Origin of the sequence: Enterobacter sp. SM3 (assembly GCF_009811935.2) — a bacterium.
Lineage (GTDB): Bacteria > Pseudomonadota > Gammaproteobacteria > Enterobacterales > Enterobacteriaceae > Enterobacter > Enterobacter asburiae_D.
Window position 1 is genome coordinate 4,432,697 of sequence record NZ_CP099971.1, and the last position, 16,385, is coordinate 4,449,081.

Here is a 16,385-nt window from a genome sequence, read left to right on the forward strand (position 1 = left end):
GCTCGCGGGGGTTGCATCTCTGGCAGGTCTTTTTTTTTACTTACCAGCTGGCTCGCATACGTTCGCGTACAAGCGCCGAGCTGCGGCGGTTGTCAGCACCCAGACGGTTTTTAAGCGTCGCGTCCTGACGAGCATCGCTGATGGCCTGTTGCAGGGTGGATTTCACCTGCGCCAGATCGTTATCGGATGGGGCATCCGGGTTGCTGATGTCCAGCAGGCTGGAGAGCAGCCCCAGCGTCGCGTAGTTGCTGATGTCGTAGGCCATTGGCGGAATGGTCGCCGCCAGTTTTTCCAGCGCCTCGACGGTACGCAGCGTGATGCGAGCGGCGGACTCTTTGCCCATCGCGTGGATCAGCACGCCCTTGTCGTTAAAGGCGATCAGACGGTTGGCCTGGTAGCCGTGCGCCAGGAACGCGCCGGACATCGCCTTGCCGACGATAAGCCCAATCACCGGGTGACCGGCCAGGCGCGCGTTAGCATATGCAGCAGCGGATCCTGCCAGCGCCTGATGGATACCAAACGCCTCTTCGCGACGGCCATAGGCCTGGCTTGGGACGTCAATCACCGCCACAATCGGGCGTTTGACGGACTTCTCTGCGTCAGCGGCGACGGTTTCGCTAACCACCTTCGCCAGCGTCCAGCCTTCCAGCAGACCGACTTCACCTTTCGCCGCGCGCGGGAAGTGGTTGTTGGCATCCGGCACCACGGCCACAAAGCGCACCGCCTCACCGTTCAGCTCGCCGTCTGCCGCCTGCACGGACGGGCACAGCCCTTCGATACGTTTGGCGTTCGGGGCGAGGGTTTCCAGCCAGAGCTCGCCACGGCTTTTTGAATTACTCATCATTTCACCTCCCGGGCAAAAAGCGCGTTAATCTGTTCGGCATCGGCCTGCTTGCGGGTGTCGAAATTCGTCAGACGGTTCAGGTAATCGTCGTAGTTATCGGTGCGGTGTTTCGCCGGTACGCCTTTCGCAATCGCGTCGTTCATCGCCGCTTTCACCGCGTTTACGCCGTCGCCCACCAGCGCGTCTACCAGACCGCTTTGATAGCGCACTTCGCCGCCGGTCATGCTCCAGATAAACGGACGGTCGCGGGAGTCGTACTCTTCAATGCCCGCCTCCTGCTCGATAACCTGCGGGCCGTTGAGGCCAAGACGCGCTTCGCGGGTCACAATCAGGTAGCTGCATAGCGCCGCGGCAATGGACATCCCGCCGAAGCAGCCCACGGTCCCGGCCACAATCCCGATGACGGGCGTGTAGCGACGCAGGTCTACAATCGCGGCGTGGATATCGGCAATCGCCGCCAGGCCGAGGTTAGCCTCCTGAAGACGCACGCCGCCGGTTTCGAGGCACAGCACAGCCTGCGTCGGAATGCCGTTACGGTTATCTTCCGCCGCCAGCTCCAGCGCCGCCGCCATTTTGGCGCCGGACACTTCGCCCATGCTGCCGCCCTGGAACGCGCCTTCAATTGCGACCACGACCGCAGGCTGACCGTTGATGGTGCCTTTTGCGACGACCATGCCGTCATCGGCCTGCGGAACAATCCCCTGCGGCCCAAGCCACGGAGAGATAATGCCTTCAAACGGATCCAGCAGTTCGCGGTAGCTGCCGTCATCCAGCAGGGCCTGCGCGCGCTGGCGCGCTTTTAGTTCGATAAAGCTGCTGTCATTACGCATGGCTTACCCCCTCAAAGACCTGTTCGATGCGAATGCGCGCCACGCCCGGCGTCGCGCCGAAATCATGAATGGTCAGTTTTCCTGCCGGCAGGCTGCTGACCGTTTGCAGGCGGTTGAACAGCGCCTCCCAGCGGCCACGGCTGTTGTCGACGGAGGTGGTGATATCAATGGTTAGCGTCTGGCCCGGTTCGGCGGTGAAGAGCACCTCCATATCCCCGGAGCCGACGACGCCCGCCAGCGCCCTGCCGCTTAACGCGCGGCTGGCTGGCACGGTCAATGTAATTTTTTCCATAACATCCTCTTAATGCTTTGAATAAGGCGTTTCGACGCGGTCGAGAAACAGCGTGGCGGCAAGCAGGTCGGCAGCGCCGCCCGGTGAAGCGTTGAGCGAGAGCATCTGGCGGTCTAAGCTCGCCAGCGCCTGCTGGCCCGCCGCCGTTGCACAACCTCCGGCATTCAGTACCGCACGGGCACCGCTCTGCATGGCGTCCAGCCCCTCCATTCCGGCGCGCGACAGCACGCAGGTGTCGGTGAGTGACGTCATGATGGCCATCAGCGCGTCGAGCCTGGCCTGCGCCTCACTGCTGCCGTTCAGACGGCTTAGGCGAAGCTGCGGCAGCGCGCGCTGCATAACGTGCGGGAACGCCTGCTGCGCCTCTTCGCGTGCGCCCGGCACGCGGTAGCGGTGCGTGACGCGCAGGCCTTTGCTGAACACCTTCGGTGCCGCGTCGTCCGGGAGTTTCGCCAGCTGCGCGGCGGTATTCGCGACGGCCTGCGCAGCTGCATCACCGCCCAGCATCGCCACCGCGCTCACCAGCAATCCCAGCGCCCAGATCGCGCCACGATGGGTATTCACCCCGTCGGTGGCCGCCATCATCTGCTGTTCGCCTTCGCGGCCAAGACGGCCAACGGTTTGCCGAAGCGCAATATCTGCCGGACGCAGCCAGCTTTGCTGCGCCAGCGCCTGAAACGTGGGGGTCAGGCTGCGCGCGGAGCGCTCCATCAGCGCAAGGGATAAATCGTGGTGCGCGCCGTTCCCCCGACTGTCCACCAGACCGGGTTTCGGGCTTAAACGTGCTTCGTCAATCAGACACTGCGTGGCGGTTCGCGCCAGCCATTCGGCACCGCCTTCAACCTGAATCTGGGGCAGAAGTTTCATTACCAGCTCCGGAATTTCGCAGGTGGGTTATACAGACCGCCGGACCACTCCACGAGGTCAGCCACGCTGCCTGCAGCCAGCAGAGAGCGGGTGGCGTCGGTGCGGCGAATCCCCATATCTTCCGGGTACACCACTTTGCCGCTCTGGCGCAGTTCCGCCACGCGTTTGGCGTCAACGCCCAGGCCGATATCGGTGATCCCCGCGACGGCGGCAACCATGGCCCGACGCTCTTCCAGATCTTTCGCCCGGTAGAGGTAGGCAATCCCCTCTTCCGTCAGCACGTGCGTCACGTCATCACCGTAAATCATCACCGGTGCCAGCGGCATGCCGGAGGCTTTCGCCACGTCAACGGCATCAAGTTTTTCCACGAAGGTTGGCTTCACGCCCGCCTGGAAGGTTTCGACCATCTGCACGACGAGTTTTTTACCGCGCTGCATTGGGTCCGGCTCGGTGATCATGTTCAGCCAGGCCGGGGTGGCGTGACGACGACCGTGCGGGTCATGGCCCATGTTTGGCGCACCGCCGAAGCCGGAAAGACGACCGCGCGTCACCGTTGAGGAGTTGGCGTAACCGTCAACCTGCAGCGTAGAGCCGATGAACATATCCACCGCGTACTGGCCTGCCAGCTGGCAGAAGGCGCGGTTGGAACGCATGGAGCCGTCGGCACCGGTAAAGAACACGTCCGGACGGGCGCGGATGTACTCTTCCATCCCCAGCTCGCCGCCGAAGCAGTGCACGCTCTCCACCCAGCCGCTTTCAATGGCGGGGATCAGCGTCGGATGCGGGTTCAGCGTCCAGTGTTTACAGATTTTGCCCTTCAGGCCGAGCTGTTCGCCGTAGGTGGGCAGCAGCAGCTCAATCGCCGCGGTGTTAAAGCCGATACCGTGGTTCAGGGACTGCACCTGGTGCTCTGCGTAGATGCCTTTGATGGCCATCATCGCCATCAGGATATGCTCCTGCTTGATCAGGCGCGGGTCGCGGGTGAACAGCGGTTCAATAAAGAACGGTTTGTCCGCAACGACCACGTAGTCGATCCAGGAGCCCGGAATATCCACGCGCGGCAGCTCGCACTCGTCGTCCACCAGCTCGTTCACCTGTGCGATGACGATGCCGTCGTGGAACGCGGCGGCTTCCACCAGCGCCGGGGTATCTTCGGTACTCGCTCCGGTATAGAGGTTGCCTTTGCGGTCGGCTTTAAAACCGGCAATCAGCGCCACGTTGGGCGAAAGGTCGACGTAGAGGCGTGAGTAAAGTTCGATGTAGGTGTGAATCGCACCGATTTCGAGCTGACCGTCTTCCAGCAGCTGCGAAATACGCAGGCTTTGCGTCCCGGAGAAGGAGAAGTCCAGCTTGCGGGCGATGCCTTTCTCGAAGATGTCCAGATGCTCGCTACGGCCGACGCTCGGCATGATCATATGCAGGTCGTGAACGATTTGCGGGTTCACTTCGGCCAGCGAGCGGGAAAGGAAATCCGCCTGCTTCTGGTTGTTACCTTCCAGAACGACCTTATCGCCAGGCGCGATTAATTTTTCCAGCATGGCGACAAGATCGCCGGTTGGCAGTACCTTGCCCTGCACCGGTACGGAGGCCAGACGACGCGCTTTTTCGCTGCGTCGCGTGTTCCATTGCCGGGTGGGTGTTTGCCCAGATAACATTATTAACCTCCTGATTCAGCTAATCATTTTGATTTGCTTAACGTTGAGTAAAGTGTGCGCTCTGGTGAGAAAGGCATCAATTAAGCGTAGAGCGGAATCATTAGCCTGAGAGTAATAATCAAGGTAAAGATTTGTGATCGGGATCAGTTCATGTTTCGGAAAACCAGGCTAAACGGGGTACAATTCGGAAAGTACCGTAAATTTCTGACAAGAATCAGCATCGCCCTTATGACCCAAATCATTCCATCAGACTTCGACATTGCGGCCGAAGACAGCACTGAGTTCGTGCCCATGCGCGGCGTGGCTAACCCCCACCTGCAGACCATGCTGCCGCGACTGATCCGCCGCAAGGTTCAGTTCACCCCGCACTGGCAACGGCTTGACCTGCCAGACGGTGATTTTCTGGATCTCGCCTGGAGCGAAGCGCCGGAACAGGCCCGCCATAAGCCGCGTCTGGTGGTCTTTCACGGTCTGGAAGGCAGCCTGCACAGCCCGTATGCGCATGGATTAATTGAGGCGGCAAAAGCGCGCGGCTGGCTCGGCGTGGTGATGCATTTTCGCGGCTGCAGCGGCGAACCGAATCGTCAGAAACGCATTTATCACTCGGGTGAAACCGAAGACGGAACGTGGTTTTTACACTGGCTGCGGGACAACTTTGGCACCGTGCCAACCGCCGCGGTGGGCTACTCGCTGGGCGGAAATATGCTGGCCTGTCTGCTGGCCAAAGAGGGCGAAAGCGTCCCGCTGGATGCCGCCGTCATTGTCTCCGCGCCGTTTATGCTGGAGCAGTGCAGCTACCACATGGATAAAGGCTTTTCCCGCGTCTATCAGCGCTACCTGCTCAACCTGCTGAAGGCCAACGCGGCGCGTAAGCTGAAGGCCTACCCGGATACCCTGCCGGTCAGCCTGCGCCAGCTGAAAAAGGTGCGCCGTATTCGCGAGTTCGACGACCTGATCACCGCAAAAATCCACGGCTTCGCCGATGCGATTGACTATTATCGTCAGTGCAGCGCCATGCCGCTGCTCAGCAAGATCACGCAGCCGACGCTGATTATTCATGCCAAAGATGACCCGTTTATGGATCATCACTCGATCCCCGCTCAGGAGTTCCTACCCGACAACGTTCACTATCAGTTGACCGAGCACGGCGGCCACGTCGGGTTTATCGGCGGCACGCTGCGCCGCCCGAAAATGTGGCTTGAGGCGCGAATTCCTGACTGGCTAACCCCTTATCTGGACGGTGCAAAATGATTATTCCCTGGCAGGATCTGGCTCCCGAAACGCTCGATAATCTGATTGAAAGCTTTGTATTACGCGAAGGCACCGATTATGGTGAACAGGAACGCTCGCTTGAGCAAAAGGTCAACGATGTTAAGCGCCAGCTGAAAAGCGGCGACGTGCTGCTGGTGTGGTCAGAACTGCATGAGACGGTCAATATCATGCCCCGCAACGCGTTTCACGGCTGATCTTCCACACTTTTCAGTCAGGGAGTTGCTATGTCTGCCAGACATCCGGTTATTGCCGTTACGGGGTCGAGTGGTGCGGGAACCACCACCACCAGCCTCGCATTTCGCAAGATTTTCGCCCAGCTGAATCTTCGTGCGGCGGAGGTCGAAGGCGATAGCTTTCACCGCTACACGCGTCCGGAAATGGACATGGCCATCCGTAAGGCGCGCGATTCGGGTAAACACATCAGCTACTTCGGCCCGGAAGCCAATGACTTCGGCCTGCTGGAACAAACATTTATCGAGTACGGTCAGAGCGGCAAAGGGCAGTCCCGCAAATATCTGCATACCTATGATGAAGCCGTTCCCTGGAATCAGGTGCCGGGAACCTTTACCCCGTGGCAACCGCTGCCGGAACCCACCGACGTCCTGTTTTACGAAGGATTGCACGGTGGCGTGGTCACCCCTCAACACGACGTGGCCCGCCACGTGGATCTGCTGGTCGGCGTGGTCCCTATCGTTAACCTGGAGTGGATCCAGAAGCTGACGCGTGACATGAGCGAGCGCGGCCATTCTCGCGAAGCGGTGATGGACTCCGTGGTGCGCTCCATGGAGGATTACATTAACTTCCTGACGCCGCAGTTCTCCCGCACCCATATCAACTTCCAGCGCGTGCCGACGGTGGACACCTCCAACCCGTTTGCCGCCAAAAGTATCCCGTCTCTGGATGAGAGCTTTGTGGTGATCCATTTCCGCAATCTCGACGGTATTGATTACCCCTGGCTGCTGGCCATGCTGCAGGGCTCGTTTATTTCGCACATGAATACGTTAGTGGTGCCGGGCGGAAAAATGGGGCTGGCGATGGAGCTCATCATGACGCCGCTGGTGGAGCGACTGATGGAAGGGAAGCAGATCGCGTGAGTTGTTTTGCCCGGTGGCGCTGCGCTTACCGGGCCTACGGTCGTGCTTTTGTAGGGCGGGTCAGCGAAGCGCCACCCGCCAAAAGATTAGGCCTCGATCACTTCATACGAATGCGTGATTTTTACCGCTTTCTCCAGCATTAACGCCACCGAGCAGTACTTCTCCGCAGACAGGTCCACCGCACGCGAGACCGCCGCGTCTTTCAGCTCTTTACCGGTGACCACAAAGTGCAGGTTAATATGGGTGAACAGGCGTGGCGCCTCTTCGCGACGTTCTGACGTGAGTTTGACTTCACAATCCGTCACGTCATGACGACCTTTTTGCAGAATCGACACCACGTCGATTGCGCTGCATCCCCCTGCCGCCATCAGCACCATTTCCATTGGGCTGGGTGCTTTATCGCCGGAGTTGCCGTCCATCAAAATCTGGTGTCCTGACGCGGACTCGCCCAGGAACGTTAAACCTTCAACCCATTTCACGCGCGCTTGCATATTCTTAAACTCCAACGTTGCATTTTTGGTGACAGATTACGCGTGCGTTACATTTCTCGCAATGGAAGGCGACCTGCATCATGCTGAAGCGAGACACCAGGAGACACGCGGCGAAAGCTATGCTAAAACACTCTGGATGCTACAGTAATACATTGACGTTACACATGTATGCAGAGGACATCAAACTTTACTGGCTGCGAAACGTTACGGTAGCCGACTTCCCAGGGTATGGGTAAGAATTCGATTGCAACCCCAGAGTCCGGATGCATCTGATGACTCTGGTGACAGCTTATAACAGAGGATAACAGCGCATGGTGCTTGGCAAACCGCAAACAGACCCGACTCTCGAATGGTTCTTGTCTCATTGCCACATTCATAAGTACCCATCAAAGAGCACGCTGATTCACCAGGGTGAAAAAGCGGAAACGTTGTATTACATCGTTAAAGGCTCGGTGGCAGTGCTGATCAAAGATGAAGAAGGGAAAGAGATGATCCTTTCTTATCTGAACCAGGGCGATTTCATCGGTGAACTGGGCCTGTTTGAAGAGGGCCAGGAACGTAGCGCCTGGGTTCGTGCAAAGACAGCATGTGAAGTGGCTGAAATTTCTTACAAGAAGTTCCGTCAGCTGATTCAGGTTAACCCTGACATCCTGATGCGTCTTTCTTCCCAGATGGCGCGCCGTCTGCAGGTCACGTCAGAGAAAGTGGGTAACCTCGCCTTCCTGGACGTTACCGGCCGTATCGCACAAACCCTGCTGAACCTGGCGAAACAGCCAGACGCTATGACCCACCCGGACGGCATGCAAATTAAAATTACCCGTCAGGAAATTGGTCAAATCGTCGGTTGCTCCCGTGAAACAGTGGGCCGTATCCTGAAAATGCTGGAAGATCAAAACCTGATCTCCGCCCACGGTAAAACCATCGTGGTTTACGGAACGCGTTAATTCCGCTTAAACGGCGTGCCATCGCAAGGTGTCACGCCGTTTTTGTCTCTACTCCCCATGTGGCGCAGGCTGATCTATCACCCGGAAGTTAACTACGCACTGCGACAAACGCTGGTGTTGTGTCTTCCCGTGGCCATAGGCCTGATCCTCGGACATCTTCAGCAAGGTCTGCTGTTTTCCCTCGTGCCTGCCTGCTGCAACATCGCCGGTCTGGACACGCCGCATAAGCGCTTTTTCAAACGCCTGATTATCGGCGGCTGCCTGTTTGCGGGCTGTAGCCTCGCCGTACAGCTATTACTGGCTCGTGATATCCCGCTGCCGCTGATCCTGACCGTGCTGGCGATGACCCTCGGCGTCACGGCGGAAATCAGTTCGCTGCACGCCCGCCTGCTTCCCGCCTCGCTGATTGCAGCTATTTTCACGCTGAGCCTCGCCGGGAATATGCCGGTGTGGGAGCCGCTGCTGATCTACGCCCTGGGGACATTATGGTACGGGCTGTTTAACTGGTTTTGGTTCTGGCTGTGGCGCGAACAGCCGCTGCGTGAATCCCTGAGCCTGCTCTATGTGCAGCTTGCGGATTACTGCGAAGCCAAATACACCCTGCTCACCCAGCATACCGATCCGGAAAAGTCCTTACCGCCGCTGCTGACGCGCCAGCAGAAGGTGGTGGATCTGATTAGCCAGTGCTATCAGCAGCTGCATATGCTCGCCGCCAACAAGAACCACGAGTACAAACGGCTGCTGCGCACCTTCCAGGTCGGGCTGGATCTGCAGGAGCATATCTCCGTGAGCCTGCACCACCCGCAGGAGGTGCAAAAGCTGGTCGAGCGCAGCCACGCCGAAGCGGTGATCCGCTGGAACGCGCAGACCGTATCCGCACGCCTGCGCGTGCTGGCCGATGACATTCTCTATCACCGCTACCCGACGCGCTTTAACATGGATAAGCAGCTGGGCGCGCTGGAGAAAATCGCCCGTCAGCATCCGGATAACCCCGTCGGCCAGTTTGCCGCCTGGCACTTCAGCCGCATCGCCCGCGTGTTGCGCACGCAGCGCCCGCTTTATCCCCGCGACCTGATGGCGGATAAGCAGAAACGGCTTCCGCTATTGCCCGCGCTCAAAAGCTATCTTTCTCTTAAATCGTCCGCCCTGCGCAACGCCGCAAGGATTAGCGTGATGCTCAGTACCGCCAGCCTGATGGGCATGGCGCTGCACCTGCCGAAACCCTACTGGATCTTAATGACCGTGCTGTTTGTCACCCAGAACGGCTACGGCGCCACGCGGGTGCGTATTCTGCATCGGGCTGGCGGAACGATGGCCGGGCTGATCATTGCGGGGGTGACGCTGCACTTCCACGTGCCGCAAGGTTATACCCTGGCAGGCATGCTGGCGGTTACGCTGGTGAGCTACCTGATTATCCGCAAAAACTACGGCTGGGCGATGGTGGGCTTTACGGTGACGGCGGTATATACCCTGCAGCTGCTCACGCTCAATGGCGAACAGTTTATTGTCGCCAGGCTGATTGATACCCTGATCGGCTGTCTGATTGCCTTTGGCGGCATGGTCTGGCTGTGGCCGCAGTGGCAAAGCGGACTGCTGCGCCAGAACGCCCACGACGCGCTGGAAGCGGATCAGGAGGCCATCAGGCTGATCCTCAGCGACAATCCTCAACCGACGCCGCTGGCCTGGCAGCGGATGAAGGTCAACCAGGCGCACAACGCTCTGTTTAACTCGCTCAACCAGGCGATGCAGGAGCCGGGCTTTAACTCGCACTATCTTGCAGACATGAAGCTCTGGGTGACGCACAGCCAGTTTATCGTCGAGCACATTAACGCCATGACCACGCTGGCGCGCGAGCACACGATGCTGACGCCCGATCTGGCGCAGCGCTATTTGCAGTCGTGTGAAATTGCGCTGCAGCGCTGTCAGCAGCGTCTGGAGTATGACTCGCCGGGTGAGTCGGGAGATTCGAACATTCTGGAAGCGCCGGAGACGTTAACCCACGGGCCAATGAGCACGCTGGAGCAGCATTTGCAGCGCGTTCTGGGACATCTGAACACCATGCACACCATTTCGTCGGTGGCATGGCGTCAGCGTCCGCATCACGGGATTTGGTTAACCCGCCGGTTAAAGCGAACCGAGTATTAGCCTTTTACGATCTTCGCGACCGCCGCGGCAAAGCGGGTTAACCCGTCTTCGATGTCTTTGTCTTCTACCACCAGCGACGGCGCAAAGCGCATCACGTCCGGTCCGGCATTGAGCACCATCACCCCTTCGTGCGCGGCGGCGTGCAGGAAATCACGCGCGCGGCCCTTGTACTGCGGCTTCAGCTCGGCGCCAATCAGCAGCCCCATCCCGCGGATTTCGCTGAACACGTCGTACTGCTCATCAATCTTTTGCAGGTGTTTTACGAACAGCTCGCGCTTCGCGCTCACGGCGTTCAACACCTCCGGCGTGTTGATAATGTCGAATGCGGCGCCCGCCACGGCGCTCGCCAGCGGGTTGCCGCCGTAGGTAGAGCCGTGAGAACCGACGTGGAACGCGGAGGCGATCTCCTGCGTTGTCAGTACCGCACTCACCGGGAAACCACCGCCGAGCGCTTTAGCGCTGGTCAGAATATCCGGCGTCACGCCGTAGTGCATATACGCGAACAGATCGCCGGTACGCCCCATCCCGCACTGCACTTCATCAAAGACCAGCAGCGCCTGATGTTCGTCGCACAGCGCGCGCAGCCCTTTCAGGAATTCAGGGGTTGCCGCGGTCACGCCGCCTTCACCCTGGATCGGCTCGACCACCACCGCGCAGGTATGGTCGTCCATCACCGCTTTCACCGCATGCAGATCGTTAAACGGCACGTGGACGATATCGGCCGGCTTCGGGCCAAACCCGTCGGAATACTTCGGCTGGCCGCCAACGGAAACGGTAAAGAAGGAGCGTCCGTGGAAGGCGTTATGGAAGGCGATGATTTTGGTTTTGTACGGGCTGTGGCGCGTTGTCGCGTAGTAGCGCGCCAGCTTAAAAGCGGTTTCGTTGGCTTCGGTGCCGGAGTTCATAAACAGCACGCGCTCGGCGAAGGTGGCATCGATGATCTTACGTCCCAGGCGCAGCGCCGGTTCGTTGGTGAACACGTTGCTGGTGTGCCACAGGGTTTCGCCCTGGGTTTTCAGCGCCTCCACCAGCGCGGGATGGCAATGACCCAGCGCCGTGACCGCAATACCGCCCGCAAAATCCACATACTCTTTACCCTGCTGATCCCAGACGCGGCTGCCCTTTCCCTTCACCGGGATAAATTCAGCCGGTGCATAAATCGGCAGGATAACTTCATCGAAAGTCGCGCGGGTAATTGCTGGTTGTTCAGTTGCCATGTCATGACCATCCATTTTATGTCACAGTGATTGTGAAAATATAATCACAAAATATGCATAAAAAATCACAACAAGGCAACAGATATTCAGCGATTGAGGAAATTTGCCAGCAGCGCGTGCCCCTGCTCGCTGAGGATGCTTTCCGGGTGGAACTGCACGCCTTCGAGGTCCCATTCGCAGTGACGAATCCCCATGATCTCCTGCGTATCGCTCCAGGCGGTCACCTCAAAGCAGTCGGGCAGCGTCGATGGGTCAATGACCAGGGAATGGTAGCGCGTCACGGTTAACGGGTTATTGAGCCCCGTGAATACCCCGGTGCCGGTGTGGGTGACCGGAGAGGTTTTACCGTGCATCACTTTCGCAGCGCGCACGATGGTGGCACCAAACGCCTGGGCAATCGCCTGATGGCCCAAGCAGACGCCCAGGACCGGCAGCTTGCCGGCATAGTGCTGGATCACATCCAGAGAAATACCCGACTCCGACGGCGTACACGGCCCCGGAGAAATCACGATTTTCTGCGGAGCCAGCGTGTCGATATCGTCGAGATCGATCTCGTCGTTGCGGCGGACAACCACCTCTGCACCCAGTTCACAAAAATACTGGTAAAGGTTCCAGGTGAAGGAATCGTAGTTATCAATCAGCAGAATCATGGCGGCTCCCGAAAAAAATGCCGCCCTATTCTACTCAGATTCCCGCGCTTCGCTCACTACTTTGGCAAAGATAGCGTTTAACGCGGTTAAATCTCCCGTTGCGCCACTTCGGTTCGCCGCCACCCACTGCTCGGGATCGATATCCCGCCAGTCCAGCGCGTAACCCGCGTGGAGCGCCAGCTGCTCGAAGAAAACGCGCTGGGCGATACCGTTGCCGCGCATGAAGGGATGCAGCATGTTGATTTCGCAGTAATAGTGGCTAACCCGGTCAACAAACGCCGCTTTCTCAAGACCCACAAGATACTTTTCGCCTTCCAGCGCCGCCATCAGCTCGTTACCCATCTTCTCGATGTACTCAAAATGGCAGAAGGGAATATCCCCTTTAAAAATATCGTCGGTACGGAGCTCGCCTGCCCGCTTCATCTCGCTGCGGTACAAATGACGATGAATAAGGCACAGATGGGGCAACCCGGGCGCGGAAGGCCCAAGCGCCAGCGTCTCAATATGGGGTTCTGAGGGACCATTACCTTTTTCAAGGAGACAACTGGCCTGTAAATTGACGTTACGCTGCTGCTCCCAGAGACGGGATTTTTGCTTGTCGGTGAGTTTTTTCACTTAACGCCTCCCTGAATAGTCCGTTTGCCACAAGTATAAGCAGCAAAACGCGCTTTCGCAGGGAGGGTTACATAACGCGGGCAGGAGAAGCCCGCGTTCAGAAGAGTTACGGCAGAACTTTTGCGGAGAGGATAACCACCGGTTTTGACGGCACATTCTGATACGGACCGACGTCGTGAGTAGGCACCTGAGAAATCTTGTCGGCCACGTCCATCCCTTTCACGATTTTACCGAAAACGGCATAGCCGAAGTCGCGCTGACCGTGGTCGAGGAAGGCGTTATCCGCCACGTTCAGGAAGAACTGGCTGGTCGCGCTGTCTTTGTCCGCGGTACGCGCCATGGAGATGGTGCCGCGCTTGTTCAGCAGGCCGTTGTCCGCTTCGTTTTTAATAGGCGGGTTCGGCTGTTTCTGCTGCATCTGCTCGTTGAAGCCGCCGCCCTGCACCATAAAGCCCGGGATCACGCGGTGGAAGGTGGTGTTGTTATAGAAACCACTGTTCACGTAGTCGAGGAAGTTTTTCACAGAAACCGGAGCTTTCTGGCTATTCAGTTCCAGCTCAATGTTTCCGGCGGAGGTGGTCAGCAGAACGTGAGGGTCCCCTTTGGCCGCCAGCGCAGCAGGGGAAACGGCAGAAAGAGCAAACACAGCTGCGACAGCCGCCAGTGTTGATTTGAGCATGAGAATTCCTTAACAAAGCGCAGTATAAAAAGCGAATGGCTTGATTCTAAAGAGCAGTATGAACGGAGACCAGCCTTTTACCTAATTTTACGAAATTGAAACAGTTGTAACCGCGCAAACGGTTGGCTTTAGCGCCTTTTTGTGTGATCAAGATCACACAAAACCATGCAATGAACTTCTAATTTCTCTTAAAAGATATGAATGGATCACTTTAATGTCTAAAATCTGCCCGCTCTCAGCGCCCCCTGGGCGCTTTTCTTTTTCTGAACAGGCCAGACATGACTAACAGCAATCGCATCAAGCTCACATGGATCAGCTTCTTCTCCTACGCCCTGACCGGCGCGTTGGTGATCGTCACCGGGATGGTGATGGGGAATATCGCAGACTACTTCCAGCTGCCCGTTTCCAGCATGAGTAATACCTTCACCTTCCTCAACGCAGGGATCCTGATCTCTATCTTCCTGAATGCCTGGCTGATGGAAATCGTCCCGCTGAAAACCCAGCTGCGTTTTGGCTTTGTGCTGATGGTCGCCGCCGTGGCGGGCCTGATGCTGAGCCACAGCATCGTGCTGTTCTCCGCCGCGATGTTCGTGCTCGGTCTGGTCAGCGGGATCACCATGTCGATCGGTACGTTCCTGATTACCCATATGTATGAAGGCCGCCAGCGCGGCGCGCGCCTGCTGTTTACCGACTCCTTCTTCAGCATGGCCGGTATGATTTTCCCGATGGTCGCGGCCGTTCTGCTGGCGCGCAGCATCGAGTGGTACTGGGTCTATGCCTGCATCGGTCTGGTCTACGTGGCGATCTTTATCCTGACCTTTGGCTGCGAATTCCCGGTGCTGGGCAAGAAAGCGCGAACCACCGCCGAGCCCGTTGCGAAAGAAAAATGGGGCATCGGGGTGCTGTTCCTCTCCGTTGCCGCCCTGTGCTACATCCTGGGCCAGCTGGGCTTTATCTCCTGGGTACCGGAATACGCCAAAGGTCTGGGCATGAGCCTGAACGATGCGGGTCAACTGGTAAGCGATTTCTGGATGTCTTACATGTTCGGCATGTGGGCGTTTAGCTTCATCCTGCGCTTCTTCGATCTGCAGCGCATTCTGACCGTGCTGGCGGGCATGGCGACCGTGCTGATGTACCTGTTCATCAACGGTTCACCGGAACATATGCCGTGGTTTATTCTGACCCTGGGCTTCTTCTCCAGCGCCATTTATACCTCGATCATCACCCTGGGCTCCCTGCAGACCAAAGTGGCCTCGCCGAAGCTGGTTAACTTCGTCCTGACCTGCGGCACCATCGGCACCATGCTGACCTTCGTGGTGACGGGCCCGATCGTGGCCCACAGCGGCCCGCTGGCGGCGCTGCACACCGCTAACGGTCTGTATGCCGTAGTGTTCATCATGTGCTTCATCCTGGGCTTCGTGACCCGCCACCGCCAGCACAACGCGGCAGCAGCGTCTCACTAACCCTTACGCCCCTTTGCGCTCTGCAGAGGGGCTGTTTCTGGCAAAGCTTACCTCTTCTCCCCCGACGTCCGTCTGGATCCACGTCTGCGCCAGCTGCGTTGTGGCAATCACGCGTCCCTGACGAATCGACCAGCGCACCGGCACCTGGCAGCGCACCGCTTCAAACCCGCTCTCCGCAGGCAGAATAATCAGGTTCGCCGGGTTTCCCGTGGCAATACCGTAATCGCTCAGGCCAAAGGTTCGAGCGCTGTTATGGGTGATGAGATTCAGTCCGCTGTCGATTTGCGGATAGCCCATCATCTGGCAGACGTGCAGCCCCATATGCAGCACCTGCAGCATGTTGCCGGTGCCGAGCGGGTACCACGGGTCGAAGACGTCGTCATGACCGAAGCAGACGTTAATGCCCGCCTCCTGCAGCTCTTTCACCCGGGTGATGCCGCGGCGCTTCGGATAGTCATCAAAGCGCCCCTGCAGGTGAATATTGACCAGCGGGTTAGCGACGAAGTTAATCCCCGACATTTTCAGCAGACGGAAGAGCCGCGAGGTGTAAGCGCCGTTGTAGGAGTGCATGGCGGTGGTGTGGCTGGCCGTCACGCGCGGGCCGATACCTGCTTCGTACGCCAGCGTTGCCACCGTCTCGACAAACCGCGACTGTTCGTCGTCAATTTCATCGCAGTGGATATCCAGAGGACGGTCATACTTCTTCGCCAGCTCAAACGCGATGTGCAGCGACTGCACGCCATACTCGCGGGTGAACTCGAAGTGCGGGATCGCCCCCACCACGTCGGCCCCCAGCTTTAACGCCTCTTCCAGCAGCGCCGCGCCGTTCGGGTAAGAGAGAATACCTTCCTGCGGGAACGCGACGATTTGCAGCGTCACCCACGGGGCAACCTCCTGCTTCACCTCCAGCATAGCCTTAAGGGCGGTAAGCGTCGGGTCGGAGACATCCACATGGGTGCGGACAAACTGGATGCCGTTGGCAATTTGCCACTTCAGGGTTTTCCAGGCGCGCGCTTTCACATCCTCATGACTGAGCAGCACCTTGCGCTCCGCCCAGCGCTCAATGCCTTCGAACAGCGTGCCGGACTGGTTCCAGTTCGGCTCACCCGCGGTCTGGGTCGTATCAAGATGGATATGCGGCTCAATGAAAGGCGGGATAGCAAGCCCACCGCGCGCGTTCAATACTTCATAACTTTCGGCGTGGGTGTCGTCCATCGGGGTGATGTCACCAAATCGCCCGTTCTCAATGGCGAGTTGCCACAGCCCTTCCCGACCCGGTAAACGAACATTCTGAACAAGCCATAACGGTGTTGTAGACATAACCTTC

The 16,385-nt window shown here is 58.2% G+C and carries 17 protein-coding genes; 6 read left to right on the forward strand and 11 right to left on the reverse strand.

What is annotated here, in order from left to right:
• Nucleotides 1-40: 40 nt before the first annotated feature.
• The 5 genes from mdcE to mdcA are packed head-to-tail and all read right to left on the reverse strand — an operon-like array spanning nt 41 to nt 4,488.
• Complete coding sequence (gene mdcE / locus GVO84_RS20880) at nt 41-841, reverse strand: biotin-independent malonate decarboxylase subunit gamma (protein ID WP_121426198.1); 801 nt, start codon at nt 839-841, stop codon at nt 41-43.
• Nucleotides 841-1,674, reverse strand: a complete 834-nt coding sequence (locus GVO84_RS20885) for a biotin-independent malonate decarboxylase subunit beta (RefSeq protein ID WP_159515042.1) — start codon at nt 1,672-1,674, stop codon at nt 841-843. The genes mdcE and GVO84_RS20885 overlap by 1 nt, the downstream gene beginning before the upstream one ends.
• Complete coding sequence (gene mdcC / locus GVO84_RS20890) at nt 1,667-1,966, reverse strand: malonate decarboxylase acyl carrier protein (protein ID WP_014885504.1); 300 nt, start codon at nt 1,964-1,966, stop codon at nt 1,667-1,669. The genes GVO84_RS20885 and mdcC overlap by 8 nt, the downstream gene beginning before the upstream one ends.
• Before the next feature lie 9 nt (nt 1,967-1,975).
• Nucleotides 1,976-2,833 (reverse strand): triphosphoribosyl-dephospho-CoA synthase, encoded by an 858-nt coding sequence (locus GVO84_RS20895; RefSeq protein WP_159515043.1) that lies wholly within the window; start codon nt 2,831-2,833, stop codon nt 1,976-1,978.
• Nucleotides 2,833-4,488: a malonate decarboxylase subunit alpha gene (gene mdcA, locus GVO84_RS20900; RefSeq protein WP_121426104.1), complete on the reverse strand. Its 1,656-nt coding sequence runs from the start codon at nt 4,486-4,488 to the stop codon at nt 2,833-2,835. Before mdcA ends, GVO84_RS20895 begins: the two co-directional genes overlap by 1 nt.
• Before the next feature lie 228 nt (nt 4,489-4,716).
• Between mdcA and GVO84_RS20905 the strand changes: the two genes are divergently transcribed.
• The 3 genes from GVO84_RS20905 to GVO84_RS20915 are packed head-to-tail and all read left to right on the forward strand — an operon-like array spanning nt 4,717 to nt 6,854.
• Nucleotides 4,717-5,739, forward strand: a complete 1,023-nt coding sequence (locus GVO84_RS20905; RefSeq protein ID WP_029741379.1) for a hydrolase — start codon at nt 4,717-4,719, stop codon at nt 5,737-5,739.
• Entirely contained in the window at nt 5,736-5,954 is a 219-nt protein-coding gene (locus GVO84_RS20910; protein ID WP_063144226.1) for a YheU family protein, read from the forward strand. Before GVO84_RS20905 ends, GVO84_RS20910 begins: the two co-directional genes overlap by 4 nt.
• 30 nt (nt 5,955-5,984) lie before the next feature.
• On the forward strand, nt 5,985-6,854 hold the full coding sequence (locus GVO84_RS20915; RefSeq protein ID WP_032662303.1) for a phosphoribulokinase: 870 nt from the start codon (nt 5,985-5,987) through the stop codon (nt 6,852-6,854).
• Nucleotides 6,855-6,940: 86 nt separating this feature from the next.
• Here the strand turns inward: GVO84_RS20915 and GVO84_RS20920 are convergent, their stop codons facing one another.
• Complete coding sequence (locus tag GVO84_RS20920; protein WP_008503018.1) at nt 6,941-7,345, reverse strand: OsmC family protein; 405 nt, start codon at nt 7,343-7,345, stop codon at nt 6,941-6,943.
• A gap of 311 nt (nt 7,346-7,656) precedes the next feature.
• Between GVO84_RS20920 and crp the strand changes: the two genes are divergently transcribed.
• Nucleotides 7,657-8,289 carry a cAMP-activated global transcriptional regulator CRP gene (crp, locus tag GVO84_RS20925; RefSeq protein ID WP_000242758.1) on the forward strand — a complete coding sequence of 211 codons (633 nt, stop codon included), beginning with the start codon at nt 7,657-7,659 and terminating at the stop codon, nt 8,287-8,289.
• Nucleotides 8,290-8,346: 57 nt separating this feature from the next.
• Nucleotides 8,347-10,434: a YccS/YhfK family putative transporter gene (locus GVO84_RS20930; RefSeq protein WP_121426106.1), complete on the forward strand. Its 2,088-nt coding sequence runs from the start codon at nt 8,347-8,349 to the stop codon at nt 10,432-10,434.
• Here the strand turns inward: GVO84_RS20930 and argD are convergent.
• The 4 genes from argD to ppiA form a co-directional block, all read right to left on the reverse strand.
• The gene (gene argD / locus GVO84_RS20935; protein ID WP_187360836.1) at nt 10,431-11,651 is read right to left on the reverse strand and encodes a bifunctional acetylornithine/succinyldiaminopimelate transaminase; all 1,221 of its coding nucleotides are present in this window, start codon (nt 11,649-11,651) and stop codon (nt 10,431-10,433) included. The two genes, GVO84_RS20930 and argD, sit on opposite strands and share 4 nt — an antisense overlap.
• An 86-nt stretch (nt 11,652-11,737) precedes the next feature.
• On the reverse strand, nt 11,738-12,301 hold the full coding sequence (gene pabA / locus GVO84_RS20940) for an aminodeoxychorismate synthase component 2 (RefSeq protein WP_159515044.1): 564 nt from the start codon (nt 12,299-12,301) through the stop codon (nt 11,738-11,740).
• A gap of 30 nt (nt 12,302-12,331) precedes the next feature.
• Nucleotides 12,332-12,916 carry a putative adenosine monophosphate-protein transferase Fic gene (locus GVO84_RS20945; RefSeq protein WP_159515045.1) on the reverse strand — a complete coding sequence of 195 codons (585 nt, stop codon included), beginning with the start codon at nt 12,914-12,916 and terminating at the stop codon, nt 12,332-12,334.
• A gap of 106 nt (nt 12,917-13,022) precedes the next feature.
• Nucleotides 13,023-13,595, reverse strand: a complete 573-nt coding sequence (gene ppiA / locus GVO84_RS20950; RefSeq protein WP_023309471.1) for a peptidylprolyl isomerase A — start codon at nt 13,593-13,595, stop codon at nt 13,023-13,025.
• Between the two features lie 278 nt (nt 13,596-13,873).
• Here ppiA and tsgA point away from each other — a divergent pair, with 278 nt between their 5' ends.
• Nucleotides 13,874-15,058, forward strand: coding sequence for an MFS transporter TsgA (tsgA, locus tag GVO84_RS20955; protein ID WP_159515046.1), 1,185 nt, complete (start codon nt 13,874-13,876; stop codon nt 15,056-15,058).
• 3 nt (nt 15,059-15,061) lie between these two features.
• On the opposite strand, the gene GVO84_RS20960 is transcribed toward tsgA, so the two are convergent.
• Nucleotides 15,062-16,378 (reverse strand): cytosine deaminase, encoded by a 1,317-nt coding sequence (locus tag GVO84_RS20960; RefSeq protein WP_159515047.1) that lies wholly within the window; start codon nt 16,376-16,378, stop codon nt 15,062-15,064.
• Nucleotides 16,379-16,385: the final 7 nt, after the last annotated feature.

Excerpts from the sequence above, each read along its gene's own strand:
- mdcE (WP_121426198.1), bottom strand. The coding sequence starts at position 841 with ATGAGTAATTCAAAAAGCCGTGGCGAGCTCTGGCTGGAAACCCTCGCC.
- GVO84_RS20885 (WP_159515042.1), bottom strand. The coding sequence starts at position 1,674 with ATGCGTAATGACAGCAGCTTTATCGAACTAAAAGCGCGCCAGCGCGCG.
- mdcC (WP_014885504.1), bottom strand. The coding sequence starts at position 1,966 with ATGGAAAAAATTACATTGACCGTGCCAGCCAGCCGCGCGTTAAGCGGC.
- GVO84_RS20895 (WP_159515043.1), bottom strand. The coding sequence starts at position 2,833 with ATGAAACTTCTGCCCCAGATTCAGGTTGAAGGCGGTGCCGAATGGCTG.
- mdcA (WP_121426104.1), bottom strand. The coding sequence starts at position 4,488 with ATGTTATCTGGGCAAACACCCACCCGGCAATGGAACACGCGACGCAGC.
- GVO84_RS20905 (WP_029741379.1), top strand. The coding sequence starts at position 4,717 with ATGACCCAAATCATTCCATCAGACTTCGACATTGCGGCCGAAGACAGC.
- GVO84_RS20910 (WP_063144226.1), top strand. The coding sequence starts at position 5,736 with ATGATTATTCCCTGGCAGGATCTGGCTCCCGAAACGCTCGATAATCTG.
- GVO84_RS20915 (WP_032662303.1), top strand. The coding sequence starts at position 5,985 with ATGTCTGCCAGACATCCGGTTATTGCCGTTACGGGGTCGAGTGGTGCG.
- GVO84_RS20920 (WP_008503018.1), bottom strand. The coding sequence starts at position 7,345 with ATGCAAGCGCGCGTGAAATGGGTTGAAGGTTTAACGTTCCTGGGCGAG.
- crp (WP_000242758.1), top strand. The coding sequence starts at position 7,657 with ATGGTGCTTGGCAAACCGCAAACAGACCCGACTCTCGAATGGTTCTTG.
- GVO84_RS20930 (WP_121426106.1), top strand. The coding sequence starts at position 8,347 with ATGTGGCGCAGGCTGATCTATCACCCGGAAGTTAACTACGCACTGCGA.
- argD (WP_187360836.1), bottom strand. The coding sequence starts at position 11,651 with ATGGCAACTGAACAACCAGCAATTACCCGCGCGACTTTCGATGAAGTT.
- pabA (WP_159515044.1), bottom strand. The coding sequence starts at position 12,301 with ATGATTCTGCTGATTGATAACTACGATTCCTTCACCTGGAACCTTTAC.
- ppiA (WP_023309471.1), bottom strand. The coding sequence starts at position 13,595 with ATGCTCAAATCAACACTGGCGGCTGTCGCAGCTGTGTTTGCTCTTTCT.
- tsgA (WP_159515046.1), top strand. The coding sequence starts at position 13,874 with ATGACTAACAGCAATCGCATCAAGCTCACATGGATCAGCTTCTTCTCC.
- GVO84_RS20960 (WP_159515047.1), bottom strand. The coding sequence starts at position 16,378 with ATGTCTACAACACCGTTATGGCTTGTTCAGAATGTTCGTTTACCGGGT.